Raw genomic sequence first — 25,294 nt, forward strand, 5'->3', positions numbered from 1 at the left:
TGCCATGAAGCTGCTCCCTCGGACAACTCAGCCTGCGTCAGACCTGAGAGAAGACTTATCTCCGCATTCTCCAAAGAAAAAATCCCGGTGGCTCATTTACGGGGGAGCCGCGATCGCAACTTTCACGGCAATCGTTTGGGCATTTCGTCCCACTCCGATCGCGGTTGAAACCAGTGCAGTCACACGCGGCGAATTACACGTGAGCGTCGCTGCTGAAGGGAAAACTCGGATTCGCGATCGCTTTGTCATTTCTGCACCTGTTAGTGGTCGCTTAACCCGGATTCAGCTTAAAGCTGGCGATGCTGTTCAACCTGGCGAAATTGTTGCTCAGATTGAACCTTTAACCTTAACTGCACCCGTTCAGGAAGCGTTGGGACGACTCGCAGAAGCGCGTGCTCAGCAAGAAGGAGTTGCAACGCAAAGACCGAAATCTGCAACACTCGCCCAAGCACAAACACGGATTCAAGCCGCGATCGCGACTCAACGCCAAGCTGAAGCCAGTGTGGCTCAAGCACAAGCAGCCTTCAATCAAGCTCAGCGCGATCGCCAACGTGCCCAAGAAATGGCAGCGTCCGGGGTGATTTCTCGACGCGATCGCGAAAATGCAGAACTCGTTGAAATTACAAGAGCCAAAGAGCTAGAGAGTGCGACACTCGCCGCAAAAGCAGCATCGGCTGAGGTCGATGTTGCACGAGCAGCACTCACCGTTTTACAAGCCGAACAGCGAGATCCAGACTATTTGCTGAAAGTATATGATGCGAGGATTGCTAGCATCGAAGCAGATCTTGCAAAACTGCAAGATGAAGCGAATCGCACATCCGTTCGTTCTCCAAGCGGTGGTCAAGTCTTACGACTCTTGCAGCAAAGCGCCCAATCCGTCACGGCTGGAACCCCATTGCTCGAAATTGGAGATATCTCAAAATTAGAGATTGTGATTGATGTCTTATCAACCGATGCTTTGAGGATCAAACCTGAAAATGTGATCTTAGTCCAAGCGGGAGCGGGAATGCCAATGCTCAAAGCGAAAGTTCGTCAGGTTGAGCCTTCAGCATTTACTAAAATTTCTGCCTTGGGTGTGGAAGAACAGCGCGTCAATGTTATTGGTGATTTTATCAATGCGCCTGCATCGCTCGGTGATGGCTATCGTTCAGATGTGCAAATTGTCGTTTGGCAGAATCCAAATGTTTTGAAAGTGCCATTGAGTGCTTTGTTTCGCTGTGACCAAGCTTGGTGTGTTTTTAGTGTTCAAGATAGCAAAGCCCAAGAACGATCGATTGAGATTGGTCAGCGCAGCACCTTTGAAGCAGAAGTTCAAAAAGGTTTACAAGCTGGAGAAACAGTGATCCTGCATCCGAATGAACAAATCACAACAGGAACACTGGTGAAGTCACGTTAGCGATCGATAAAGCACCGGATGAGCACAAAATTGATCAGATCGTTGAGATTCCAAAGCGTTCCAGGGAGAAACCGAACCCAAACTGAGCAGCAATGACAATTGTTCAAGCCGCACGAAAGTTGACGCAATTTTGCACAACGTTCATTTTCTTGTTTCTGTGTTTTAATTGTGGGGTTTTCTCAGTATTGATTCACGGAGCTTGGTCTTAAATGTGGCTTCCTCTATTCGCTATTCTAAGTATTGGCATCGCTTTTTCTCCTTCAGTTCTAGCCGCACCAATTGAGCAGCCGTCGGAAGATAGTGTAAATGAAGACATGTCTTCATCCCTGAATTCGATCACTGCCGTATCAGAACTTTCCCAGGTTCAGCCTACTGATTGGGCATTTCAAGCGGTACAATCTCTGGCGGAACGCTACAAGTGCATAGAGGGTTATCCCGATCGCAATTTTCAAGGCAATCGAGCACTGACTCGTTACGAATTTGCTGCGGGATTGAACGCCTGCATCAATCGATTGAATCAGATACTTGAAACAGCAGCGGCTGACTTAGTACGGGCAGAGGATCTAACTGTACTCCAACGACTTCAGCAAGATTTTGCAGCAGAGCTTGCAATGCTTCGTGAAAAGGTAGGTCAACTAGAAGAACGGACTCTAGCACTCGAAAAGCAACAATTTTCGACAACGACCAAACTCACGGGTGAAGTCATCTTCGCACTGACGGATGTGTTGACGGGCGACGATAATCAAACGCGCGTCACTCAAGCGACATCAGATACCACTCCAACTCAAAATGCTGTTCTTGCGAATCGGGTACGCTTAAACTTTGACACCAGTTTTTCAGGCACAGATCTACTCAGACTCCGGTTTCAATCCGGTAACTTTGATATTCCTGGCTTTACGATCGCAGCTCAACCTGGCTTTCCAAATCGGGAAGGCATCCAAACGTTTAATGTCATCCGTCCTTTCCCCAACACTCAAAGCTGCTGTGTTCCCTCTATCTCTCCAAACCCAACAGCGACCCCTGGAGCCATTTATCTCAGTTCTCTTCTCTATCGCTTTCCCGTTGGAAAGACAACGAAAGTGGCTGTGATTGCGAATGGAGGGGAACATGCAGATTATGTACCTACTTTAAATCCTTACTTTGAAGACTTTGATGGGGGCAATGGCTCTCTCTCTACTTTTGGGCAACGTAGTCCAATCTACCGAATGGGCAGTAGTTTTGGTTCGGGCGTTGGCATTACGACTCAACTCAATCGAGTCTTAGAATTCTCTCTCGGCTACTTAGCAAACGGAACAGGTAATTTCCCAGGTCAGTATGGAGGCTTTCTAGATGGAAGCTTTTCAGCACTGGCACAATTGACGATAACGCCTAGCGATCGCTTCTCATTGGGATTGACCTACAATTACACCTACCTCACAGCAATTTCTAACACGAATTTCGCTGAGGTTGCAGGAACAAAACTGACGACTGCCAATACTTTTGTTCCTGAGGACACTTACAATAATTCTTTTGGAGTCGCGGCAACCTTTCGGGTGAGTCCCAGACTTGTGATCAATGGATGGGTGACGACAACAAATGGTCGCGATTTTACGATTCCTAGAGGATCATCGGATTACTATTACACCTGGTCTTATGCACTAGCATTCGCATTTCCAGACCTAGGGAAAAAAGGAAATCTGGGCGGGATCGTACTAGGAGTTGAGCCTTATCTTACAGGATTTTATCTGGATGGAGCACGTGTTCCTTTCCAGCAAGCCTTCCCATTCCGTGTTGAAGGCTTTTACAAGCACCAGTTGACGGATAATCTTTCTATTACAGGGGGCTTAATTTGGTTAACTGCACCGAATCAATCTAATGAAAATCCTGACGTTGTGATTGGAACTTTACGGGGAACATTTCTGTTTTAGTACCATTTCAATTCATCCGTGCTAGTAGTTCAGTAGGTTGATTGTGGGGAGTGGGGAAATGAATGCGATCGCTGTTGCATCAAGATCATTCAACTTAGCAAGATTTCAATCGTGCTAGTATTGCCACAATTTCACTGATTGCAGTTCGTTGGGCTGTAAAATCTTGTGCGTTATTGATGATGATGCTAAATGCGATCGGGGAATAACGGGGCGGAGTAATATACCCAGATAGCGCTGTTGCTCCGGTTAAAGTTCCAGTTTTGGCTTGGGTGATGCCTCTTGCTGGATGATCTTGAAATCGACCTGCTAATGTCCCGGTTTCTCCACCGATCGCTAAAGATTCTCGAAAATATTTTGCTTCTGGTTGCTGGAGCATGACTTGGAGTAACTTCACAAAAGCCGCAGGTGTACTCCAATTTTTTCTCGACAATCCGGCTGCGTCTTCGAGTTCAATCTCGTTCGATTCAATACCCAAACGGCTTAATCGCACAGCGACAGTTGCTAGCCCTTTCTCTAAAACCGTGCGACCCTCTGCCTGTGGGTTCTTTGCTCCAATCGTCCTCAGCAGTGCTTCTGCAAAGAGGTTATTACTATTCGTATTCGTTTCTTTCACCAATTCACTCAAAGGCGGCGAATCAATTCCTGCAACCTCAATTCCAAACGGTCGCATTGCTTGATCGCTAATCTGCGATCGCGCGACTGAGATCTTCTCTTCCTGAAGAAATCGCACCAACTGCCGCAGAAAATACTGGTTCGGGTTCGGAACCGCGATCGCCCAGAGATCGGGCTTCGCTCCAACTTGCAACTGCCCCTCGACTTTCAAAATCGGCTGGCTCAAATCTCGCTGAATTTGCAAAAATTCTTTGGTCTTTGTCTCGACCGTTCGAGAGCGATTATCGACTTGCCAGTACTGCGCCTGCGTTGGATCGTCCCATTTTAATTGCAACGGTTGTCCGACTGCTTGCGGTATCACCTGAAAGCCTAAACTGTTCTGATTCAAAATCAAACTATTGACAGGCACCGCGTAAGGCGCTTGGATATCTCCGACTGCCCAACTGGAAATCAAACTATCCTGTCCAAAATAACTATCCTCGATCGTCAATTCTGCAATTCGCTGAATCCCGCGCCGCTTCAACTGCTGCACCATTTCTTTCAACTGTTGATCGCTCAAACTCGGATCGCCTCGCCCGACTAATCGTAACCGCCATCCATTTGCAGTCGGCGTACCATACACCGAAGTGCGAATCCGAAAATTAGGACTGAACTCTTTCAGCGCGATCGCCGTCGTGAACAGCTTCATATTAGAAGCCGGAATAAAAAAGCGATCGGCATCTCGGCGATAAAGCGTCTGGCGACTGTCCAGCGTCTGAATCATCACCCCAAATCTGGATCGGGCAAACTCTGGACGATTGACGATCGCATCAATTTGCGGAGTTAATTGTTGCGAGCAAATTGCCCCCGATTCGGCACGCAAACTTGTCGTGAACCCTGTCAGACCCAGAAAAAACCATCCTAGTAGACTAATAATCAATCGCTGAGAGAACACGGTCATGACGATTTTGCAACAACAATTCACGGTAGATATCGGTGAAATCTCCCCTTAGTACAGTGCGGAAGTTTATCTTTCACCAATAGAATTGAAGCACAATCTTCAAAGAGTGATCATTATGGTGCAAGAACGTGATCTTCGACCCCGGAAAATGCAGGAGTCAGATCTCGATCGTCCACTTGGCGATCGCCCGAGCCCGCCGATGCGGCATGAAAATTCCGGCACCCCTTTGAGCGATATTCTCTCAGGGTTAGCGTTACTCATATCGCTGATTGCATTTTTTCTCAGTGCCTACGCGGTGATTCAAGTCAGACGGCAATCTTCTGTTCAACCGCAATCGTCGAATCCGTCTGTAAGCCGTCCATTGTTGCCTTTTCTGTCCCAACCGCAGCAGGTTACACAGGGTCAATTTATCCAACCGACTGAAGACCGTTCCGCTCAGGTTGAACTGTTATCTGCAACGCGCGGCTCGTCGAATTCAGCCACGATTCAACTGCAAGTGCGTCGGCTTGATCGCCCAGTCACTGCGGCTCCGACTATCAATCTTGCCAATGCGATCGCGCTCAATTCCCGCACAAATGAGCAGTATCCAGTCATTCAGACACCCGCCTCTAATAATCAATTCATCAGTCTAAGCAACTTGCGTCCTGGATCGAGCCTGAACACTTCGGTGACGCTCCGAGTTCCTGATACGCTCGATCGCATTGATCTTGATATTCCGAATGTCCGTGTATTTCGCAATGTACCGATTTCGATTAGCTAATCTCCCAGGTGCAAAGATTTCAACCTGGGATAGAAATTTCTGTTTCTAGGGCGGTTTATCATTCTGAAAGATTTTAGACTGGGGACGCATTGATTATGAGTTCATGGCGCGATCGCTTCAATCAATTCACAGGCAGAAGTCGCTTTGTCGTCTGCCGTATTTTTATCCATTTGGCGGGGGATGAAGTCGCGCCATTGTTAGGCGTGTTGAACCAAGCAGGTCGAGATGCGATCGCGTCAGAGGGCGATTTACATACCCTCGGCGAAGGGTTAGTTGAAATTTGTCAAAGTTTATTGCAGTACCAAACCTACTGGCGATCTGCCGCCAATGAAGGCGATGCAATTCGGGATGAAGGCGAAGCAGGCGACTACGTGAACGAATTATTTACCGATTCGGCTCAACGCTATCTCAGTGCCCCTGAGCTTGAAAGTGCGGAAACCTCACCTGACGAATTGACGTTACCCGTCACGCAGAATTTGGTCGTGATGATTACGATCGCAGCAGAAGGAGAAGCTCCTGAACTCGAAACGGATTTAGCGGATTTGCGGGCACTGCAAGCTGGACTGAAAGCGATCATCAATTTGCACTACCAAGAACGTCTCCGAGCCGTTCAAGTTCATTTCTCTCCCTCTCGTTTGGGTGACGAACTTAGCACCGATCAGCTTATAGAATTTTTTCCAGAACTGATTCCCCTTTAGAATCGGAAGGTAAAGAACGGGGGAATAGGGGCACGGGGCAAAAGGTAATTTCTCCCCACTCCCCCACTCCCCACTCCCCCACCTCTGAGACTCTAGAACGGTACTGAAACACCCATGTTTATCTCCATTAACCTCGCTCGATCGATGATGCGAAAATTTCTTGCCCTCTCTATGTCGGTAGCTTTATGTTGGACTGCAGTTGGCTGTAGCAGTTCTTCTTTAGGCGATCCTCAACGTCCGCAAGATCGCCCCGCTGCAACCACTCGTGCGGATCAAAAATTGCCCAATGGTCAGTTTGGGGTTCAGCAAGCCACGTTTGATGATGGCACAGGCGAGTATACGGTTCTTCTCAGAGATACGCCTGCTGGAGTCAATTCGGCGTTTAGAACTGAGAATTTGAAGCTAGCTCAATTGACTCCAGACGAGGTAAAAGCAGGTCAAAAAGCTTACCTCAAGTCTGAAAATGGGGAAGTGTCGCTGCATATTCCTGAAGAGTTCAAAATTGAGTACGTCCATAACGTTACCGAGAATGTCACTGATCCCCAAACGGGTCGGACTGAAACGGTGGTTGTGCGCCAAGAGCCGAGTTTCTGGTCGCCGTTTGCAGGGGCTTTAGCAGGTCAAGCGATCGGGAGTTTACTGTTCCGTCCTCAGTACTATGTGCCGCCCTTCTATCAGCCAGGTGTGCCTTTGACAGGATTTGGTGGTTATGGTTCTTCTTACGGTCAAGCGGTGAATCGCTACCAAGAACGCTATCGCTCTGCGCCTGTGGTTGAACGAAATCGACAAGTCTTCCGTTCAACGGGTCGAATCGGTTCTCCAGGATTGAATAATCCGCGCGTGCGCCGTCCGTCGATTAACCGCGATCGCCCAACCGGATCAGGATACGGAACCAGCACCCTTCGTCGATCGAATCGCTCCACTCCAAGCCGAGTCAATCGCCCAGGTGGATTTGGCAGCGGAACGCGATCTCGTTCGTCGTTCGGTAGCGGCAGAAGGCGTTAAAGATTTGGTAAGCCCTCGATTATCGGGGGCTTTTTCGTAATGCAATTCACGACCAACTTAAAACTCATACAACACCCGCAACGACCACTCTAAAATCGTCGGACTCGCCCGATTATTCGGATTCGATACGACCGTAACAGAAGGACTGATATTCAAGCGATCGTTGAGCAACAGACCAAAGAATGCTTCAAAATTCGTCTGAGTCTTATTGCCTAAGCGATCGCTAATAAATGGCTGTCCAACAGCAAGTCCAGCTTTCGATCCGGGAATTAAAAAGTTCTGAAACGAAACCCCTAACGCCCAAGTTTTTGGATTGAGGTCTAAATCTTGTTGGAGAATGGAGTTAAAGCCTTCATAGCTCCCAATTCCCAATCGCCCAAATATTCCAAACACTCCGAATCGCCTTTGAATCGCCCATTCTGCGCTTAAACCAGCCGCATTGATCTGCGTGCCATTAATATCAGCATGAGTGTACTGGGCGCGAACGGTGATCGGTTGATTTGGAATCGTATATTCAGCTTCGAGACTGGCTTGATAGCGGTCTTGAAACAATCCTGTGGTTGCAGAATCGGCAGCAGCGTACAGTCCTCGAATCACCAATGCTCGATTCGCATTCCAAGCAATTGCCGCACCAGCTCCCCCAAAGCGATCGATTTCATTCTGCACAATCAAAGGATTGTTCGCGAAAAAGCTCGATCCAAAGTTTTGCCCGGATTGATTGGCAAATTGATTGCGATCGATAAAATCGCTAGGTGGTAAATTTGATCCGACTGAAACTTGCAAATTCTCAGCAGGGCGAAATGAATAGTAGAGTTTACGAACCCTCAATTCACGCGGAACTCCGACAGCATCGAGTCCGCCACCGTCTGCCAAAATTCCATTCGTTCCTAGTAAGTTTTGCCGCGCGTCGTGTGCTTTGGAAATTGCATCTCGCCCATCATTTCCGGCTTGGAGTTGCGTCACTAACACATCGTTCCCTTGAAAGCTGGTGAGTAAGTTTAACCGCACGCGAGACAGCAATGTTGCCTGATCATTTGTACCATTCGTCACACCGTAATAAACTTGCCCGCTCAGCTTTGTCGTTGTCGAAAATTGCTGACGTTCGACTGTAGCTGTCCGATTGTCCAGGTCATCAACGCGCGATCGTAGCTGCGATAAGGCTTCTCCATAGGCGGCAACCACACGGCGAATCGTTTGCATATCTTCTGCGATCGTATTGGCTGAATTGCCTGCAATTAATTGTTCTTCGATTCGACCGATGACATTTGCGATCGCGGCTGCAAATTCATTCCGAGTCAGAGGACGATTGCCGCGAAAGGTGCGATCTGGATAGCCGGAGAGAATTCCATAACGCTCGACTAAGGATTTAACCGCTTGATATGCCCAATCGCTAGGACGAATATCGGTTAATTCTGAAACAGTCGTGACTTGCTCCATTGGCTCGCTCGGCTCATCGGAAACGGGCTGCGATCGCGCTGGCAAAGCAACGGTTGCAAGGATTATACCGATACAGATCCAATTCAACTCTTTCACAGACTCACTCCTCAGACGGGCTGCCAAACTTAGTTATAGCAGCCCTCTGAACCCAAGCGCGCTTTAAGCGTTCGCGGTTGCCTCTTTTCGCTCTGAAGCTGATCCTTGTGTTCCGAGCTGAATCAATTCGATCTTGTACCCATTTGGATCTTCGACAAACGCAATTACAGTGGAGCCATGTTTCATTGGACCAGGTTGCCGCGTTACTTTTCCACCACGCGCGGCGATCGCCTCACAGGTTGCATAAATATCATCGACCCCGATCGCAATATGACCGTAAGCATCACCTAAGTCATACTGCTCTTTTCCCCAGTTGTAGGTGAGTTCGATGACGGTGTGATCTGCTTCTTCGCCATAGCCGACAAACGCTAAAGTAAATTCGCCACCGGGATAATCTTTTTTGCGTAAGAGTTTCATTCCAAGCGTGTCGCAATAGAATTTCAGCGATTCGTCTAAGTTTCCAACTCGTAGCATCGTGTGTAATAAACGCATCAACTTTCTCCTAGTAGGCAGCGATCGACAAAATTTCTAAACGAAATGTTCCAGGATTAAATCTCGGATTCAACGTTCCGTCATATTCAAATTTACTCAGCATGAGTTGCAACGATCGAATATGTTTAGACGAAAGTTTCGCATTAGGAACCGTCTTGGCTCGAAAAACTGGAATCGTCTGAGCAAAAGGAATTTGTATTGTCATCCATTCGCCGCTTACAGTATCAAACGAATAGGAATAGCCTGTACTATCCCAACCGTCGCTGTCTCGAATCAGAAATTTGTATCGGTTGCCATCGCCTTTGATCCGCAACTCAATTCCGGATTGATTAGATAAGTCAAGAGGTGGATCAAAATTGCGTGTCCGAATCGAAGCAAATCCGCCAGAATTCTCGATCGAGACATTGCCTGTAAAAACAGCAACACCCCCCTCAAGACGGATGCCACTATTACTAACACCGCCCATCACGACATCATCAAGTGCCCCCCAAGTATTTTTCAAATCTGTTGCTGAATCGTTGAAGTCGAAGAGAACAGTTTCATTTGAGGTCAAAGGTTTGGGGCGTGGTTGAAACATGTTTTGTAGCCAGCTAACGACGGGTATCGCTTCAAAATATTCTAATGTTTGCACAAATCGACCAAGATCCCACTGAGCCATAATATTCACCAAATGAAGAGGCTTTCCCTACTCTAGCGACGAAATCTTGATCCTCGATCGAGGTCTCGATTCGTTCATTTGTTCCTGATGCTGCAAAAATTACGAGACTAAAGCAAAGAAGTCTCTGGATAGGTGCGTTGATTTTATCGATCGTGCTTTCGATCCAATGCTTGTGAATTCTGAGGATGTTGAAGTTCACGTTGCGGTATTGGATTTATGCAGGCATTGAGAATTGCGTTAATTGGTGCGTTCTGCGATCCAATTTTCTAAATCTGCCAGGTTGGTGAAGTCGAATAGTGCTTCGCTGAGGTCTTCGAGAATTGGAAGAGATAAGGTGGTGAGTTGCGATCGTACGCTTTCAGGAATTTCTTGCTGAAAATGGCGGCTTAAGAATCGAGTCAGTAGGATAACAGCTTCTTCTTCCCGCCCTTCTTCTTTAGCTTCTCGAATTGCGCGGGGTTCTTCAGACAAATTCAGTCCGATCATGGCTCTGACCTCTGCTCGACTTAGGTTTGCAAATTTATACACCAGAATGGAGGTGACGATATCTATTATGTCGTCTCTTTGCTTGGGTGTTAATGGCGTTTGTTCGATACGGGACAGTAAGGTTTTTGCAGCTTGGGGGGCTTCGGTTTCTTTTGTAATGGTCAAAACGAGTGCGGCGACTGGAAGCGGAAGCGATTCGATGTCTCCGATTTCGTCGAGAAAAATGCGGTGGACTTGTTCGCCATTGAGGAGCGATCGATGGGGGTGTAGTTTGGTTTGCTCGGTGTTGCGGTTGGGATAGATGACGACGGCTTGCCAGTCTGAGAAGCGGGCAGTGTTGCGGTAGAAGTAAAGGGCGGATTCGCTGAAGAGACGTTCGTAGAGTTCTTCGTCTTTTTGGAATTGGACTTCGCAGAAGTAGACGATGCCGGGTTCGTCGGATTCGGGAGGTAGGAATACGCCGTCGATTTCAAATTTGGGTTCTTTGACGGCAACGGAATCGAAGCGATAGTTGGCGGCGTTGGCAGGACGATCTCGAATGAGGGCAAAAAGGAGATCTGGCGACTACTGGAAGATTTTATAGAAGAGGGGATCTCGGCGCATAGCTTGGATAGCATTCGGTCAATGTACTATCGCATGAATTGATGAAGCACGATCGCTAAATTTATCCGATTCCAATTGCTCAAAGTCCCCCAGAATGGGGGATTTAGGGGGCTGAAGCCGAATAAAACGCAGCAACAATTCCACATTCACGATCGCCATTTCTAATTGCCATTTCTGATCGCATTTCACAATCCAATCGATCGCATAATCCATCGAATTGCGCGTCTGAGAGAGTCGATCGCATTTCCAAAGTCTCGAGGTTACGTCTTTGGCTTGGGTCAGGTGCTGCTGCCGGAGCGATTGTAGGGCAACAGTAAGGTCGCTTCGATTTCCTCGCGGACTTTGCGGCTGACGTAGCAATCGCTGCTGAGGCAGGCGACGAGGAGACGGTTAGCATTGTGGTACTCCTGGAGGAGGTCTTTCTGTACGTCAGTGAATTGCCAATCGTGTCCAATATTGAAATGCTGAAGCATGATAATCCTAAGCTGCTTCGTCCAAGTTGATCCATTGGTTTTCCACCATTGCTTGTATTTTTCGGGATTATTGACTGAGGGAATTTCCTCTTTAAGTCGCTGAAGCCTTTGCTGAAAGTCCCGATCAAGATCTGAGTCACGGGCAAGAGAAAGAACAATGACGCGGGCAAGAGCACGATCGTCATCTAAGGCATGGTTGAGGTTATAGAGTCTACGGTCGAAGCTGAGAATACGATCAAGTTTAGCGATAGCATCATCAAGAGCACATGCAAGGCTATGTTCACGGTTGAGTACGTAGCCTTGTTTACGGTTGAAACCAAGGGCATATTCAAAATAAAAAGCTCGAACTGCATTTAGCTTGTAGAGCGCCTTAGCAGAACAGGATTTTTGTGCAACCGAGTCGAGAAATTGTTGGAGTTTCTCATCTTTCAACAGAAGGCTGTCGATTTCTTGTTTCATTGCTAATAGGAGCTTATCTGCATTTCTTAGCATCCCGACTGTAAGCAGAAAGACTTCTCTCCAGCGCTTTTCGATGATATGACAAACAATATTTGTGAAATCTCCATCAGATTTTTCAATTTGTCGAGCGGTAAAGTATTCCTGAAAAGTAAGGTGGGAAAATGAATAGATTCCGCGTGCTCGTTCAACGAGTAAGCCATGTTGCGCCTGAATCGATTTCAATACCGCTTCGCTATCAAGTTGCAACGCTTCAGGGTCAAGATTTGCATCAGGTAAGTTACGAATGTAGTCTTGAATCTCCATCTCAACAAATCTCTGTTTGAAAAAGTACTCGCTTCGCATAAACGCATTAAAAGCAATTTGGCTCAGTAAGTCTTCTTTTCGATTAAATGATAGCTGTTTGTACACGACATCTCGCGTGATGTTTCGCTTCCCATCCCACTTTTTCAGCAAGACATCTAAGCCTTCTTTGTAGAGTTCTGCCCGGTTCGCTGGGAATCCAGCTTGTTCTTCATAGACTAAGCACAGTAGGGTAAGCAAGAGGGGATTCGTTGCAAGTTCTTGTAAACCTGGGTGTGCTCCTAATGCTTTTGGAAACTCTGTTGCTTTAGTTGGATCTTTGTGCTGAAACCACTTGAAAGCAAAGTCAGCAATTTGCTCTGTGTCAAAATCAGCAACTTCGACCTCTGTAAATTTCTCAAACGTGTATTCTTTGGCTGCAATCCGACAGGTCATGACAAATTGATTGCCATCAAACTGTCGAGAAGTCTGCTGAATTGTCTTTAAGATGTGGTTCTGATCTTCCGCCCTCACTTCGTCTAATCCATCGAGCAAAATTAGCGATCGACCCTCTAGTAAAATCTGGGTGACGACTTCAGCCTTCTCAATTCCGCATTCAGTAAATTGTCTTGCAATAAATTTGGTTAGGTTAGGTCGCCCTGCTGTTTCCGCAAATTCCTTCAATGTGACAAAGATTGGAACGCGGTTTTCATACAGGTGTCCCGCCTGACATTGCAGTGCTAACCACTTGAGAAATGTCGTTTTTCCTGCCCCTGGCTTGCCTAAAATTAGGAGCTTGTCATGTTTCTGAACCGCTGCTAATCCGGGGATCCGTTTTTGCTGAATTCTCCCGAAACTAAAGCGATCGAAGTCTTCAGAATTAAAGCCTTCGAGCAATTGCTCAATACTGCGCCGTCGATTCCCCGTGAGCTTTTCTAGAATATTGACAGTTGTGTAAATCGAGTTGATCGTAATCGGTTGCTCCATATCCAACACGCGCATCGTGCCGCAGCGTTTTTGAATATCACGGCTAATCTTTTGGCGAACTTCTTGAACGATCTCATTAACATCTGAATGCGGAAATGTGATCGCATAACGAATCCCCGTCACCACATTCTGAAACGCCTCATCCTGATTTTCCCATGTATTAATCGGTTTCTCATTCTGCGGCAATGCTTGTAATTTACTAAATGGCGCACCTTGCCAATCTACCGGACGCAGTAACACCGGAATAACGATCACTTCTTTTGCCTTATGTCGCTCCATTGCCCGTCTGAGTTCAACTTCATAGCACTTCCTAGAAGCCAGAAAATCCGGGCTAATCAGCAGCAGGATAATTTGAGCTGATTCGAGATAATGATCAATCTGTTCAGCCCATTTAGCCCCCGCCGGAATCTGTTGATTATGCCAACCTCGAATGATGCCTTGGTTTTTCAGATTGCTGAGATGCTTCTCCAACTCTTTCATCAGCAATTCATCTTCACGGGCGTAGGAAATGAAAATCTCGATCGGCTGCATCGTCTGTCAGAGCAAAGAGTCGTTTAATGTCTCACACTCTAGCGAGAAAAATCAAAAAATTCTATCCGCGACCGGGTTTTGGTTTTACGATCGCACATTTCACTATTCCCCTTGAGCGCGCTTCCGCTCATGCAACTGCAATCGAATCTGAGTATGCACGTCTTTTGTAATCGGATAGAAATACGTCAACACCATGCCAATCAGCAAAGCGACTGTCGGCACAGGTCCGATCGACGATCGAATCGCCAACAACACACTCTCCGGCTGCACAGGCAAAGGAACTGCATCAGTCGGCGGAACATATCCCGCATTCCCCAATTGCTGCAATACCACTGCTACTGCAACTCCCAAACAAACCTTCTGCAAAAACGTCACAAAGCTATAAAAAATGCCTTCGCGCCGCTGTCCCGTCCGCAACTCATCGAGTTCGATCACATCCGGCAACATCGACCACGGAATCAAATACGCCACCGACACCCCAAACCCCGACATCACCGCCAAGGTATACATCAAAGTCATTTGTCCCGGTTGCAAAAAGAACAAGCCACCTTGAGCAATAATCCAAAGCACCATGCCTGCAAAATAAACGCCTCGCTTCCCAATCCGATGACTCAATTGATTCCAAACAGGAAGCATGAGCATCGCCGTTAATTGCACAGCTAAAACGACACTCGGTACTGCCCAAGCATCATTCAACCGCATCACACTTGCAACAAAGTAAGGAATAATCGCTGCTGTCAGTTGAAAACTCAGCCACGAACAGAGATAAATTCCCACCACAAACAGAAAAGGCCCATTACTAAACGCGATTTTAAGCTGTTGCACGATCGGAATCGACACAGGCATCTCCGCCTCTGGATGCTGCAATCCGACCGCTTTCATGCGATCGAATGTCCCCCAAACGCACCAAAACAAGGGCAACACCGACAAAACACCGCACACAATCCCGATCGCAACATAGCGGTCACTCAAATTTGGAAATCTAGAGCTAATCAAGCCGACTAAAATCAGCGACAGAATACTGCCCCCAATTGAAAATGCAAATCGAAAACTATTCAAGCTGGTGCGCTCGTCATAGTCTTGCGTCATTTCAGGAGTCATCGCCGTATACGGCAAATTCACCACTGTATACAGCCAGCCAAGCACGATCGAAATAAACGTGTAATACCAAAACAATCCCCACTGCTGCGAACCTGCGTTATCGCTAAACTTCGGCACAATCCACTGCAAGAAGAAGAAAAACCCAAACGGAACCGCACCCGCCAAAATCCAAGGATAGCGACGACCCAGGCGCGATCGCGTTTTATCGCTCATCACCCCGACCATCGGATCGTTCACCGCATCCCAAACTTTTCCGATTAACTGCGTTTGCCCTGCCAAACTTGGATTGAGTCCTGCGACATCGGTTAAAAAAGGCGACAGATAAAAAATTAAAATATTTGCCGTAATTGCAGGTCCTAAATCCCCTGCTCCATACGCCACCTTCGTCTTTAAGTTAAGCTTTTCAGAGACCGATTCATTAGCAGAATTGTTCATAACAGATCGCACAAGCCGGGTTAACAAGTTGTATTATTTTCTTCGGCTTCGGCTGCGATCGCACAAGTCGCAGAAAAACTTAATTCATCCTCAACTCTATAATTCATCCTCAACTCTATGTCGGATCTCTATGTCAGTTGGTCAGACTATCATCGCTTGATCGAGAAACTTGCCCTTCAGGTCTACAAATCTGAATGGGAATTTAATCAGATTGTCTGTTTAGCTAGAGGCGGATTACGGATTGGAGATCTCCTCTCTCGCATGTTTGATGTGCCTTTGGCAGTGTTGTCTACTTCTTCCTATCGGAGTGGATCGCGATCGCGCAGTGCGTTAGTCTTTTCCAAAGATCTCAGTATGACGACTCTGAATCTGGGTAGCCACGTTTTAATTGTGGATGATCTCGTTGATTCGGGTGTGACGCTGCAAAAAACGATTCCTTGGCTCAAACAGCATTACGGCTTCTATATCGAAGAAATGCGCACCGGGGTTCTCTGGTATAAAGATTGCTCGGTGATCAAGCCTGACTATTACGTCGATTATTTGGCGGATAATCCCTGGATTCACCAGCCGTTTGAAAAATACGAGGATATGAAGCCCTCTGATCTGCTGGAACTGGAGAAAGTGGAATGACGCTGCGATCGCAATCCCGGATTATTGCTATTCTGTAATACTGTGAGCCGTGGAGTTGAGGAGCGCCCCTCTTGAGTAATGCCAGTCAGCCGGGAAAACCTCCGCAAGATCAAGCACCGTCTTTTGATGACATTCCGATTGCTGAGCGCGAATCTCCGATTGCGCCTCCGGTTCAGTCTGGCTCGAAGTTTTGGCTATGGCTAGGCGGACTGGTGACGATCGCGCTACTGTCCGGAGGCGGTTGGCTTGCCTATCAATGGTGGCTGAGTCGCAGCATTGCCAGTCCGACTCCTGTCGCGGAAAGCCCACAGCCGAGTGACGCAAAATCTCCGGATGATGGGAGACTTCTCAATCATTTTGCCTATCCCGAAGCACCGCTAAACGACCTCGAAGCCGTTTCTGCTGATGGCGGAATAAAAATGCGAACTCCTGCTGCTAGAGCCTTCAAAGAGATGGTGGCAGCAGCGAATGCCGAAGGTGTAATTCTCAATCCGCTTTCTGGATTTCGATCGCTTCAAGAACAGCAGCAAGTTTATTTTGATGTCAAAGCAGAACGGGCACAGACCCCAGAACAGCGTGCTTTAGTCAGTGCGCCGCCTGGATATAGTGAACATCACACTGGATACGCGATCGATATTGGCGATGGCACGGTTCCAGCGGTAAATCTCAGTCCAGATTTCGATAAGACTCCTGCCTACCGCTGGTTGGCTGCCAATGCAACAAGATTTAATTTTGAACTCTCTTTTCCCCAGGGAAACAAGCAAGGCGTGACTTATGAGCCTTGGCATTGGCGATTTGTAGGGGATAAGCAAAGCTTAGAAACCTTCTACAGAGCGAAAGAATTCAAGCAAGAAAATCCGCCTACCCCAAATCCATGAATCAAACTGCATTGAATCTCGTTGCGATCGGCATTTTCACGATGACGATGAGCACCTTGCTCAGTCCGTTGCTGAATTTCTCGCCTGCGATTCCTGCGATCGCAACCTTTAGCATTCTTGGACTTGCAACGCTGGATTCATTTCAGTGGCAAGGGAAGTTTGGCACACTCTGCCTCGATTGGCTTGCTCGGTTTTCTCCGGCTCATCGCGATCGCGTTCTGCGGCATGAAGCGGGACATTTTCTTGTTGCTCAACAACTGCAAATTCCGGTCGTGGGCTATACCTTAAATGCGTGGCAAGCGTTTCGCCAAGGGCAAGCCGGACTGGGCGGTGTGCAGTTTGACACTCAGGAATTAGAAGCGGAACTTCAGCAAGGCAAGCTCTCATCCCAATTGCTTGAGCGTTACTGTACGGTCTGGATGGCAGGAATTGCGGCAGAGCAATTAGCGTATGGCAATTCAGAAGGGGGCGCAGACGATCGCCAGAAATTCCGTGAGACTTTAACGAAATTACGTATTCCTGCGTCAGAATTGCCTCAGCGGGAGCGTTTATCTATTTTGAGAGCGAAAGATCTCTTGAAAAATCATCAATCCGCCTACGATGCGTTAGTCGTTGCTTTGCAGGAGAATCAATCGATCGAACAATGTTATTCAGCGATTCAAGACCAAGCTTAATTGCCGTGTTTAGGCTCTACATACCGCAATCGCTCTGCATACAAGGCAGAAAAGCTGAACCTGTCTCAATCTGAATCGTACTGTGTTCGATTCCAAAACGATCGTGCAGGTCGTGAGAAATCCGAGCCAGAAAATCCGATCCAGGCACGCCTGCCAGCATGACGAGATGTGCTGTTAAAGCGGGTTCTGTTGAACTCAGTGCCCACACATGTAAATCATGAATTGAGCCGACTCCGGGTAAGTCTAGTAAATAGTTTTGAATCGCTCGTAAATCTACATTTGCAGGCACACCATCTAATGCCAAACTGAGCGACTCTTGCAGCAAATTCCATGCACCGATTCCAATCACGACTGCAATTCCCATACTTGCGATCGCATCAATTGACTGCCACCCAGTCAAAGTGATGATCAACCCACTCAAGACCACACCCACCGAAACTAAAGCATCTGCAACCATGTGCAGAAATGCGCCTTTCACATTCACATCATGCTGATGGTCTTTCCGAAACATCAAAGCCGTTGCACCATTCACCAAAATCCCGATCGCAGCGACAATTATCACGGTCAGACTTTCGACAGGCTTCGGATCAATCAAGCGTTGAATCGCTTCGATCGCAATAAAGACCGTCACACTGAGCAGCAAACTAGAATTAATCAGTGGTGAGAGAATCGAAGCTCTCCGCAGTCCGTAAGTATGACGTTTCGTGGGACGACGACGTGCCAGTGTATATGCGCCCCAAGCGATCGCAAGTCCCAAAACATCGCCTAAATTATGTCCCGCATCCGCGAGTAAAGCGAGAGAATTCGTCAACCAACCAAACGTCGCTTGAGCCATTACAAAGCCTAAATTGAGAACGATACCGATGAGAAAAGCGCGATCGTATCGAACGGTTGAATGATCGTGATGGTGATGATGATGCATTAGAATGCTGCGGCTCAACCTTCAAAGACTGCTTTCAGAATATCTGAACGTTTATTCAGATGTCCAGCCTGCAATGAAGAGATGCTGATTGTGTGAGTGGAAAGCGCGATCGCTCTTTTTAGACTAGCTTGAAACGCAATTGTACAGTATATTTGTATTGCTTTATAGACCGGAAAAATGTACGACGATGCTTGTCGCTTTTTAGCTGAAAACTTCTCAGCGGACTTTGCGAGTTGGTTACTTGGAGAACCCGTTATCTTAACTGAGATTCAACCCTCAGAACTTTCACTTGACCCAATTCGCGCTGATGCTCTGATTCTACTAGAGTCAGACAACGTGATTTTGCACCTAGAATTTCAAACCCGTCCTGACCCAGATATTCCATTCAGAATGTTCGATTATCGCGGGCGAGGATACAGACGAGATAAAACAAAAACGATGCGTCAAGTCGTGATTTATCTCAAGCAAACCGCATCTGACCTCGTTCACAAAACGGACTTTACCTTGGAACGTACGCGCCACGAATTTGATGTCATCCGTTTGTGGGAGCAGCCGAATGATCTATTCTTGCAATATCCTGGTCTAATTCCTTTTGCGGTTCTAGGACAGACACTAAATCCAGAATCAACATTACGGCAAGCAGCACAAGCGATCGAGCAGATTCCAGACCTTGCTACACAAGCGAACCTAATTGCCACCTCAGCTATTCTCGCCGGGTTAAAATTAGAGGATGGCATTATTTATCGCATATTACGGAGAGACATTATGCAGGAATCCTCTGTTTATCGTTCAATCTTGGCAGAAGGAAAAGAGCAAAATCGACGAGAAATTGCGATGAATTTCCTGCGTGAAGGGTTTCCAATTGAAGCAATTGCACGTGGAACAGGTTTGTCGATCGAAGAAGTCCAACACCTTCAACAACAAATGAATGATGCTCCGCAGAACTAGCGATCGTGCTCTGTGCTCTCGAAAATTGCTCAACTGACTTGATCTATTGTTCAATCGAGGGAAGAGATTGAACAAACCCCGTAGCTTGTAGCAATTTACGAAGAAATAAGAGAGCAGGAATTAGGAGACATGCAACGCGATATGAATTTAGTCAGAAACATACTTCTGAAGCTTGAAAAACAAGACACAGGTTACATAAATGGTGTTGTAGAAGGCTTAATAGAAGAATATCCGCGGAGTTTGATTATCTATCATATCCACATTATGATGCAGGGTCAGTTAGTTGAAGTCGTTCCACAAACAAATCAGGCAAGCATTATCCCTGTTGGATTTTCAGAGGTATGGATAACTTGGCAAGGACACGAATTCCTGGATGCTGCTCGTGATGAGACAAGATGGAATAAAGCAATGGCGACAGTTCAGCAGAATAGTGGCTCAGTTACTGTCGGTGTGCTCATTCAAGTTCTTTCTGGTTTAATGAAGAACTCTCTTGGCGTATTTTAGCTCCCATGTAACCTGAATTCGGATTAACATTTCCAGCACTCTGCGAATTGAATTCGCCACGGTACCTCCGGCAATTCCTATCCCGAACTCAGGTTATGCAAGGTAAACGCAAAGCCTTGATGTCGTCACATCTAGAGTCATTCTGCTACGGAACTGAAATCGCAAGCATTCCATTCTCTGGCAAATACTGTCGATAGCGCCCACCTTCTGAGAACACCACAACTAAGCGCAACCCATAATCCGGCTCCACCTGAAGATCTGCCCACGGAATTGCAATCTCAACACAACTATCGATTCCTACCTGCGCCCGACTTGCCCGTGACTGCCAGCGCGAATACTCACCCGCCTCTTGTAACCAAACTGTCTGAGTGAGCAAATTCACTCCTAAATGATGGTGAAATGCATAGTTCAAAGGCGCTTGCTCCGGCAAATCGACGAGCGGAATCGGACTATTGTGCATCGGGCGATTCTCATAGAACCACAGTAAATTCAACTCTGGCGGAATCTCTTTCCCCGGTTGTACGCCCGTCTGAAAGTCCAAGCGCAGATAGAGATTCAAGTGATCTACCCCATACCAAAGGCGCTGAATCGGGCTACTTTGGTGCATCGTTCCGCGCGCACCTCCGACTTCAATTCGTCCCGCTTTATCCCAATCTTGCTCATTGCCGCGACCATCGATCATCGGATGAATAAATCCTTGCGGCGTATGATCTCCACGAGCTTCGTGAACCTCAACAGGCTGGCGAACATTCTCAGGCACAGGTTCATTCAGCGATCGATACAACGCTGCTAAATGCTCTCGAAACAACTGATCAAACATGGCATCTTGATTCGAGGAATGTCCTTCCCCAAACCACCAGAACCAATCCGATCCTTCTGCTGCATACAGTGCTTCCCAAGCTTCGGGATTGTTTTCTTCCGTTGCTTCAGGATGGTTTGCTAAAGTCTGACGCGCCGCAGTGAGCAAATCCCAAGCTTTATTTTTGGCAGGATCACCAATCCAGGTTGTAAAGCTTCCATCGACCCAAGAACCACTATGCAATTGTTGTGCAGGAATCGTTTCTGTCGGTGGATATTGCTCAATGAATTCTGAAACGGTAACTAACTTGATATCTGGATCATTGCTCAAAGTCTGGTAAAGCAGTTCTAAGAAAGGCTTACCGTCTTGTGGGTAAAACTCCCAACAGTTCTCACCATCCAATGCAATGGTCACTAACCAAGGTTGATCCGCTTTATCTTTGAGCGATCGCGCAATGGCTTCTAAATGTCCGACAAGGTTCGTCACCGCCTGCTTCGGCTCCATCGCGCTGTAAGTAAATCCGATCAAGTCCGACAACCGATGATCCCGAAATACGATCGCTAAATCTCCCGCAGGCGTTTCCAACCGATACGGACGATAAAGCTTCTCCGGCTCATAAACATTTCCCGTCTCATCCCGATGGAAGAAATGCTTCAGCGACCAACCCAAAACTGCCTCATCCGAACACAACCACTGAAATCCCTGTTTTGCAACATACGGCAAAATTTCAGGACTCACCGACTGTTCCGAAGGCCACAAGCCCCGTGGAGCACACCCAAATCGCTCCTCATACATCTGCCAAGCTTTGTTCAAATGCCGAGGAATATCTTCTGCAAACTGAAAGCGCGATTCTGGCAGCGTCATATTCGGTACAGCTACCCGTCCCGCATTCGTATCTGCGAGCAGCGGCAAAATCGGATGCGTGTAAGGGGTTGTCGTCACCTCAAGCTGACCCGATTCTTGCATCTTGCGATGTTGAGGAATGATGCGACTGAGAATTTCTCTATGTTTCGCGATGATTCTTTGGCGATCGCTCAACGTAAACCCTTTCCCCTGCTTCAACCAAGCCTCAATCTCTGGATCATCCCAAAACAACGGATCAATCCACGCCAAATTATGCCAAGCCAGCAGATCGCTATAATCCTGTTCCTGCCAATTCTCCAGACACCAACCGCGTCCCCGTTCCTGCCGCTGTCCGTAGAGTTCTGAATAGCGCGGATGCGGATTGATTAAAGTATGCTGATTCGCATCAAAGAAATGTTCAATCACGAATTCCTTGGATGCGCGATCGAGGTTCTCTACAGGCGTAACGGTCGCGATCAAATACGGGTCAAGTGCCGTTCCAGCCACATAATCCTCAATTTGCATGATCAGCGACGGCACAAGATTCACCGTCTGATGCAATTTTGGATAACGTTCTAACAACAGAATTAAATCAAGATAATCCTTAGTTCCATGCAGCCGCACCCAAGGCAAGCGATATTGCCCCTCAGAAGCAGCATAATAATTCGCATCGCCACGGCTTTTATAAAGCGGTTGATGCTGATGCCAGATGAAAGCGACGTGAAGCGGATACGGCATAAAAAATGGAGGCTTGGGATAGACCTGTTCAGTTTAATAGTCTACCGCTTGCCCCCCATTTCATTTTCAGGATTTCCTTACAAAACCTGTTCAACTTCCGCGATTTCTGGAATCATTTCGCGCAAACGTCGTTCAATTCCCATTCTCAAAGTCATCGCTGAGCTTGGGCAACTGCCGCAAGCACCTTGAAGACGCAGTTTCACGATCGGCCCATCTAATTCCACCAGTTCCACGTTGCCACCATCTGACATCAGATAGGGACGCATTTCGTCCAAAACGGTTTCGACATTTTCGGGCGTAAGTGTCAAAGACATAGTTCACCTACTAACAACTTGTTGATCTCATCGTAGCTTTGATTGGCGGACTGTGGGGAGTGGGGAGTGGGGAGAAAGTTCTACTCCCTATCCCCTACTCCCCACTCCCCACCCTCTACTAAGCCACGCTCGCAGGTTCCAACAATCTCACATTCGCAAACGAAAATTCGCTCGTATGCTGTTCAGTTTTGATCGTCCGGCTGGTCAGAATGTAATACCCACCGATTTCTTCGTACAGGTCTTCAAATTCGCTTCTTGCGCCTTTGACTGCGCCAGTCTTCGGATCGCTGTAGATCGAATCGTAGCGATGCGAGAGATAGCCACTGCCCGTATCGTGACTGCTGAAGGTATTAATCGTCACGACGACACCATGAATGTGACGATGCACGAGGCTGACTTCGTTATTGCGAATTTTATAGCGATCGCCTTCTCCCTTCCCGCCGACTAAAAGCTCAACGCTCCCATCTGGATCAGTTGCGCCGAGCGTAAATGTATTCTCGCCATGCGTCGCTTCAAAAGCCCGACGAACCCGATGCACTGCAATTTCCCAAACTTGCCCGTGAATCGCTTTCTTGCCTTCTCCGTCTTCAATGTCAAATACATCAAAGGTGAAATCAGGATTGATGCGGCACTTTGCGTTGTAAGTCTTGTCGCCTTCGCGGTAGGTTACATCTGCGGTATAGCCCGGAAAATTCTCATCCCAGGTGTACCGATTTTCGTAAGCAGCCCGAAACAAAGCACGAGCATCGGTTTGCACAGTCGTCATCCTAGATCTCCGTTACTTCTCTTGTTCTAGTTTAGAGAATTTGGCACAAACTCGCTTGTAGGATTGAACTTCATCGAGTCGGTGCTGCCAGCAGGCTCGATTTAATCTGCTGCAATCATTACAGGCTCTTGATACAACGGCACTGTAAACGTCACAGTCGATCCCAAGCCTTCACCCATACTATAGAAGTTGACAACTCCGCCCATGGCTTCTACCAATTTCTGAGAAATTGCCAACCCTAAACCTGTTCCGCCATACTGCCGCGTCAGCGATCCATCGACTTGACTAAACGATTGGAACAGTTTGTCTTGTTTGTCTAATGAAACCCCAATTCCGGTATCTGCGACCCGAATCTTCACCAGTCCGGGCAATTCCTCATCCTGCACGACAATTCGCTTTTTAATCACCTCAGCGCTCACCGTCACACCGCCTTCATTGGTGAACTTGATCGCATTTCCCATCAAATTCAGCAACACCTGAAGCAAACGCTGATAATTGCCATACACAACAATTTCATCGTGCGTCTGAGGCATTTGCACCTCAAAACTCAAATTCTTCTGGCGAATCTGAGTTCGAGTCATCGTTTCTACTTGATCGAGTAATTCTTGCAAGCTCACTGGACTGCATTCGATCTGCATCTTTCCAGCTTCAATCTTGGCGATATCCAAGACATCGTTAATGATGTCCAGCAAGTGCATTGCCGATCGATGAGCTTCTTCGATAAATTCTCGCTGTTCCTGGGGATCTTCTGCCATCCCATCTAGAACCAGCTTCAAAAAGCCAATCATTCCATTCAGCGGCGTTCTCAACTCATGCGAGGTATTGGCTAAAAATTCACTCTTGAGTCTGGACGCTTCCTCGGCTTGATGGCGTGCTTCATCGAGTTCGCGGTGCTTCAGCATCAAATTATCATTCGCACGTTGCAGTTCAATCAACAATGCCGCATGAGCGATCGAGGTTCCCACCTGATCGGCTAACTCTTGCACAAAATCTAATTCTGCTTGTGTCCAAACGCGATCGCGATCGCACTGATCGAGAATAATCACCCCATTCGGCTGATCCTGATAATGGGTAGCGACCAGCAAGCGCGTTTGAGGAACATCCAGACTCGAATTTAATTCAATCTCTTCGGGAGCTTGGCGCACTGCCCGAATCGGGTTCAGTGTTGTCAAAGCTTTCTGGAGTAAAGGATCGCTCTGAATGTCAAACGTTGCCCCTTTCAATGAAGTCATGCAATCTTGACGAAATTCTGCCACCGACTTAATGCTCGATCGCTTGGAATCATAGGGACAAATCACACACCGACTGACATCGAGTGCCATGCCCAATCCGTCTACGGTGACCTGCCAAATCGTCGAGAGATCTAAATTCTGGCGCGCATTCCAGACAATTTGGGTCAAAAGCTGCTGATAGCGATCGAGCGAATTGCCACGCGACAATTCAACTGCTTGCAAGGGAGATCGCATCTCATCTAGCTCATTCGCCTGTTCGCCAGTCACAGCAACGAGTGCCGCTGTTCCATTGGGCAAAATTACCGGACTCATCACCAAGTCGAAGAGAACGGTGCGATCGCCGCACTCAAACAGACATCGAAACTGTTCAGGCGTTTGAGAGGCAAGCACTCGTTTCAGACGATCGAGATAGGTTGAACGAGAGACGGGTGCAAATGCGGCTTGAATCGATCTGCCCAACAAATGCTCAGGTTGAATCTGAAAATCTGCTGCTCTCTGCCAGTCGAACGCAATCAAAATTCCCGCCGCATCTTGGATCATCATCAACTCTGCAACCCTGGGTGCAGCAGAATCAGAAGCGGACGAGTCAATCGAGTAAGAAGAATCAGACAGAGAAGTAGAAAGATCCACAGAAGTGACCATTTGACCTGAATCTCGAAGCAACAACACCTGGCATCACAAACGCGACCCT

Annotated in this window: 23 protein-coding genes and 1 pseudogene; 10 read left to right on the plus strand and 14 right to left on the minus strand. The window is 47.5% G+C overall.

What is annotated here, in order from left to right; all coding sequences use genetic code 11:
- Positions 1 to 4 precede the first annotated feature (4 nt).
- Both J0L70_RS25910 and J0L70_RS25915 read left to right on the plus strand, forming a co-directional pair.
- On the plus strand, positions 5 to 1,396 hold the full coding sequence (locus J0L70_RS25910) for an efflux RND transporter periplasmic adaptor subunit (RefSeq protein ID WP_287456413.1): 1,392 nt from the start codon (positions 5 to 7) through the stop codon (positions 1,394 to 1,396).
- A gap of 314 nt (positions 1,397 to 1,710) precedes the next feature.
- Entirely contained in the window at positions 1,711 to 3,303 is a 1,593-nt protein-coding gene (locus tag J0L70_RS25915) for an iron uptake porin (protein ID WP_190652473.1), read from the plus strand.
- A 94-nt stretch (positions 3,304 to 3,397) separates the two neighbouring features.
- Here the strand turns inward: J0L70_RS25915 and dacB are convergent, their stop codons facing one another.
- A complete protein-coding gene (gene dacB, locus J0L70_RS25920; protein WP_287456414.1) occupies positions 3,398 to 4,855 on the minus strand; it encodes a D-alanyl-D-alanine carboxypeptidase/D-alanyl-D-alanine endopeptidase in 1,458 nt (485 codons plus the stop codon).
- A 115-nt stretch (positions 4,856 to 4,970) separates the two neighbouring features.
- Here dacB and J0L70_RS25925 point away from each other — a divergent pair, with 115 nt between their 5' ends.
- From J0L70_RS25925 to J0L70_RS25935, 3 genes are all read left to right on the plus strand, one after another.
- Positions 4,971 to 5,615, plus strand: a complete 645-nt coding sequence (locus tag J0L70_RS25925) for a hypothetical protein (protein WP_287456415.1) — start codon at positions 4,971 to 4,973, stop codon at positions 5,613 to 5,615.
- 95 nt (positions 5,616 to 5,710) lie between these two features.
- Positions 5,711 to 6,313, plus strand: coding sequence for a DUF1517 domain-containing protein (locus J0L70_RS25930; RefSeq protein WP_017288298.1), 603 nt, complete (start codon positions 5,711 to 5,713; stop codon positions 6,311 to 6,313).
- A gap of 114 nt (positions 6,314 to 6,427) precedes the next feature.
- Positions 6,428 to 7,318 carry a hypothetical protein gene (locus J0L70_RS25935; protein ID WP_287456416.1) on the plus strand — a complete coding sequence of 297 codons (891 nt, stop codon included), beginning with the start codon at positions 6,428 to 6,430 and terminating at the stop codon, positions 7,316 to 7,318.
- Positions 7,319 to 7,375: 57 nt separating this feature from the next.
- Here the strand turns inward: J0L70_RS25935 and J0L70_RS25940 are convergent, their stop codons facing one another.
- The 8 genes and pseudogenes from J0L70_RS25940 to J0L70_RS25975 all read right to left on the minus strand — a co-directional run bounded on the left by J0L70_RS25940 (position 7,376) and on the right by J0L70_RS25975 (position 15,355).
- Positions 7,376 to 8,851 (minus strand): iron uptake porin, encoded by a 1,476-nt coding sequence (locus J0L70_RS25940; RefSeq protein ID WP_287456417.1) that lies wholly within the window; start codon positions 8,849 to 8,851, stop codon positions 7,376 to 7,378.
- A gap of 63 nt (positions 8,852 to 8,914) precedes the next feature.
- Positions 8,915 to 9,343, minus strand: a complete 429-nt coding sequence (gene gloA / locus J0L70_RS25945) for a lactoylglutathione lyase (protein WP_287456418.1) — start codon at positions 9,341 to 9,343, stop codon at positions 8,915 to 8,917.
- A gap of 10 nt (positions 9,344 to 9,353) precedes the next feature.
- Complete coding sequence (locus J0L70_RS25950; RefSeq protein WP_287456419.1) at positions 9,354 to 10,001, minus strand: CIA30 family protein; 648 nt, start codon at positions 9,999 to 10,001, stop codon at positions 9,354 to 9,356.
- A gap of 237 nt (positions 10,002 to 10,238) precedes the next feature.
- A complete protein-coding gene (locus tag J0L70_RS25955) occupies positions 10,239 to 10,487 on the minus strand; it encodes a DUF4351 domain-containing protein (protein WP_287456435.1) in 249 nt (82 codons plus the stop codon).
- 6 nt (positions 10,488 to 10,493) lie between these two features.
- Positions 10,494 to 11,036, minus strand: a pseudogene (locus J0L70_RS25960) (Rpn family recombination-promoting nuclease/putative transposase); the annotation flags it as partial.
- A gap of 72 nt (positions 11,037 to 11,108) precedes the next feature.
- Positions 11,109 to 11,303, minus strand: coding sequence for a hypothetical protein (locus J0L70_RS25965; RefSeq protein ID WP_287456420.1), 195 nt, complete (start codon positions 11,301 to 11,303; stop codon positions 11,109 to 11,111).
- A gap of 65 nt (positions 11,304 to 11,368) precedes the next feature.
- The gene (locus J0L70_RS25970; RefSeq protein WP_287456421.1) at positions 11,369 to 13,819 is read right to left on the minus strand and encodes an NACHT C-terminal helical domain 2-containing protein; all 2,451 of its coding nucleotides are present in this window, start codon (positions 13,817 to 13,819) and stop codon (positions 11,369 to 11,371) included.
- 102 nt (positions 13,820 to 13,921) lie between these two features.
- Positions 13,922 to 15,355: an MFS transporter gene (locus J0L70_RS25975; RefSeq protein WP_287456422.1), complete on the minus strand. Its 1,434-nt coding sequence runs from the start codon at positions 15,353 to 15,355 to the stop codon at positions 13,922 to 13,924.
- A gap of 117 nt (positions 15,356 to 15,472) precedes the next feature.
- Here J0L70_RS25975 and J0L70_RS25980 point away from each other — a divergent pair, with 117 nt between their 5' ends.
- The 3 genes from J0L70_RS25980 to J0L70_RS25990 all read left to right on the plus strand — a co-directional run bounded on the left by J0L70_RS25980 (position 15,473) and on the right by J0L70_RS25990 (position 17,537).
- Positions 15,473 to 15,985, plus strand: a complete 513-nt coding sequence (locus tag J0L70_RS25980) for a phosphoribosyltransferase (protein ID WP_017288278.1) — start codon at positions 15,473 to 15,475, stop codon at positions 15,983 to 15,985.
- A gap of 71 nt (positions 15,986 to 16,056) precedes the next feature.
- Positions 16,057 to 16,863, plus strand: a complete 807-nt coding sequence (locus tag J0L70_RS25985; protein WP_190652466.1) for a D-alanyl-D-alanine carboxypeptidase family protein — start codon at positions 16,057 to 16,059, stop codon at positions 16,861 to 16,863.
- Positions 16,860 to 17,537, plus strand: coding sequence for an ATP-dependent Zn protease (locus J0L70_RS25990; RefSeq protein WP_190652465.1), 678 nt, complete (start codon positions 16,860 to 16,862; stop codon positions 17,535 to 17,537). The genes J0L70_RS25985 and J0L70_RS25990 overlap by 4 nt, the downstream gene beginning before the upstream one ends.
- A 16-nt stretch (positions 17,538 to 17,553) precedes the next feature.
- On the opposite strand, the gene J0L70_RS25995 is transcribed toward J0L70_RS25990, so the two are convergent.
- The gene (locus tag J0L70_RS25995) at positions 17,554 to 18,459 is read right to left on the minus strand and encodes a cation diffusion facilitator family transporter (protein WP_190652464.1); all 906 of its coding nucleotides are present in this window, start codon (positions 18,457 to 18,459) and stop codon (positions 17,554 to 17,556) included.
- Positions 18,460 to 18,636: 177 nt separating this feature from the next.
- Between J0L70_RS25995 and J0L70_RS26000 the strand changes: the two genes are divergently transcribed.
- A complete protein-coding gene (locus J0L70_RS26000; RefSeq protein ID WP_287456423.1) occupies positions 18,637 to 19,407 on the plus strand; it encodes an Rpn family recombination-promoting nuclease/putative transposase in 771 nt (256 codons plus the stop codon).
- 129 nt (positions 19,408 to 19,536) lie between these two features.
- The gene (locus J0L70_RS26005; RefSeq protein ID WP_287456424.1) at positions 19,537 to 19,911 is read left to right on the plus strand and encodes a DUF2513 domain-containing protein; all 375 of its coding nucleotides are present in this window, start codon (positions 19,537 to 19,539) and stop codon (positions 19,909 to 19,911) included.
- Positions 19,912 to 20,056: 145 nt separating this feature from the next.
- Here the strand turns inward: J0L70_RS26005 and J0L70_RS26010 are convergent, their stop codons facing one another.
- From J0L70_RS26010 to J0L70_RS26025, 4 genes are all read right to left on the minus strand, one after another.
- On the minus strand, positions 20,057 to 22,291 hold the full coding sequence (locus tag J0L70_RS26010) for a glycoside hydrolase family 57 protein (protein WP_287456425.1): 2,235 nt from the start codon (positions 22,289 to 22,291) through the stop codon (positions 20,057 to 20,059).
- A 77-nt stretch (positions 22,292 to 22,368) separates the two neighbouring features.
- Positions 22,369 to 22,605 (minus strand): NifU family protein, encoded by a 237-nt coding sequence (locus J0L70_RS26015; protein WP_017288271.1) that lies wholly within the window; start codon positions 22,603 to 22,605, stop codon positions 22,369 to 22,371.
- Between the two features lie 118 nt (positions 22,606 to 22,723).
- Positions 22,724 to 23,371, minus strand: a complete 648-nt coding sequence (locus J0L70_RS26020; RefSeq protein WP_017288270.1) for a DUF3386 domain-containing protein — start codon at positions 23,369 to 23,371, stop codon at positions 22,724 to 22,726.
- A 101-nt stretch (positions 23,372 to 23,472) separates the two neighbouring features.
- Positions 23,473 to 25,245: a sensor histidine kinase gene (locus tag J0L70_RS26025; protein ID WP_287456426.1), complete on the minus strand. Its 1,773-nt coding sequence runs from the start codon at positions 25,243 to 25,245 to the stop codon at positions 23,473 to 23,475.
- Positions 25,246 to 25,294: the final 49 nt, after the last annotated feature.

Origin of the sequence: Leptolyngbya sp. UWPOB_LEPTO1, assembly GCF_017302695.1 — a bacterium.
GTDB lineage: Bacteria > Cyanobacteriota > Cyanobacteriia > Leptolyngbyales > Leptolyngbyaceae > Leptolyngbya > Leptolyngbya boryana.

Bases quoted from the DNA above. Each gene is read 5' to 3' on its own strand.
- J0L70_RS25910 (WP_287456413.1), top strand. From the start codon at position 5: ATGAAGCTGCTCCCTCGGACAACTCAGCCTGCGTCAGACCTGAGAGAA.
- J0L70_RS25915 (WP_190652473.1), top strand. From the start codon at position 1,711: ATGTCTTCATCCCTGAATTCGATCACTGCCGTATCAGAACTTTCCCAG.
- dacB (WP_287456414.1), bottom strand. From the start codon at position 4,855: ATGACCGTGTTCTCTCAGCGATTGATTATTAGTCTACTAGGATGGTTT.
- J0L70_RS25925 (WP_287456415.1), top strand. From the start codon at position 4,971: ATGGTGCAAGAACGTGATCTTCGACCCCGGAAAATGCAGGAGTCAGAT.
- J0L70_RS25930 (WP_017288298.1), top strand. From the start codon at position 5,711: ATGAGTTCATGGCGCGATCGCTTCAATCAATTCACAGGCAGAAGTCGC.
- J0L70_RS25935 (WP_287456416.1), top strand. From the start codon at position 6,428: ATGTTTATCTCCATTAACCTCGCTCGATCGATGATGCGAAAATTTCTT.
- gloA (WP_287456418.1), bottom strand. From the start codon at position 9,343: ATGCGTTTATTACACACGATGCTACGAGTTGGAAACTTAGACGAATCG.
- J0L70_RS25950 (WP_287456419.1), bottom strand. From the start codon at position 10,001: ATGGCTCAGTGGGATCTTGGTCGATTTGTGCAAACATTAGAATATTTT.
- J0L70_RS25955 (WP_287456435.1), bottom strand. From the start codon at position 10,487: ATGATCGGACTGAATTTGTCTGAAGAACCCCGCGCAATTCGAGAAGCT.
- J0L70_RS25965 (WP_287456420.1), bottom strand. From the start codon at position 11,303: ATGGATTATGCGATCGATTGGATTGTGAAATGCGATCAGAAATGGCAA.
- J0L70_RS25970 (WP_287456421.1), bottom strand. From the start codon at position 13,819: ATGCAGCCGATCGAGATTTTCATTTCCTACGCCCGTGAAGATGAATTG.
- J0L70_RS25975 (WP_287456422.1), bottom strand. From the start codon at position 15,355: ATGAACAATTCTGCTAATGAATCGGTCTCTGAAAAGCTTAACTTAAAG.
- J0L70_RS25980 (WP_017288278.1), top strand. From the start codon at position 15,473: ATGTCGGATCTCTATGTCAGTTGGTCAGACTATCATCGCTTGATCGAG.
- J0L70_RS25990 (WP_190652465.1), top strand. From the start codon at position 16,860: ATGAATCAAACTGCATTGAATCTCGTTGCGATCGGCATTTTCACGATG.
- J0L70_RS25995 (WP_190652464.1), bottom strand. From the start codon at position 18,459: ATGCATCATCATCACCATCACGATCATTCAACCGTTCGATACGATCGC.
- J0L70_RS26000 (WP_287456423.1), top strand. From the start codon at position 18,637: ATGTACGACGATGCTTGTCGCTTTTTAGCTGAAAACTTCTCAGCGGAC.
- J0L70_RS26005 (WP_287456424.1), top strand. From the start codon at position 19,537: ATGCAACGCGATATGAATTTAGTCAGAAACATACTTCTGAAGCTTGAA.
- J0L70_RS26010 (WP_287456425.1), bottom strand. From the start codon at position 22,291: ATGCCGTATCCGCTTCACGTCGCTTTCATCTGGCATCAGCATCAACCG.
- J0L70_RS26015 (WP_017288271.1), bottom strand. From the start codon at position 22,605: ATGTCTTTGACACTTACGCCCGAAAATGTCGAAACCGTTTTGGACGAA.
- J0L70_RS26020 (WP_017288270.1), bottom strand. From the start codon at position 23,371: ATGACGACTGTGCAAACCGATGCTCGTGCTTTGTTTCGGGCTGCTTAC.
- J0L70_RS26025 (WP_287456426.1), bottom strand. From the start codon at position 25,245: ATGGTCACTTCTGTGGATCTTTCTACTTCTCTGTCTGATTCTTCTTAC.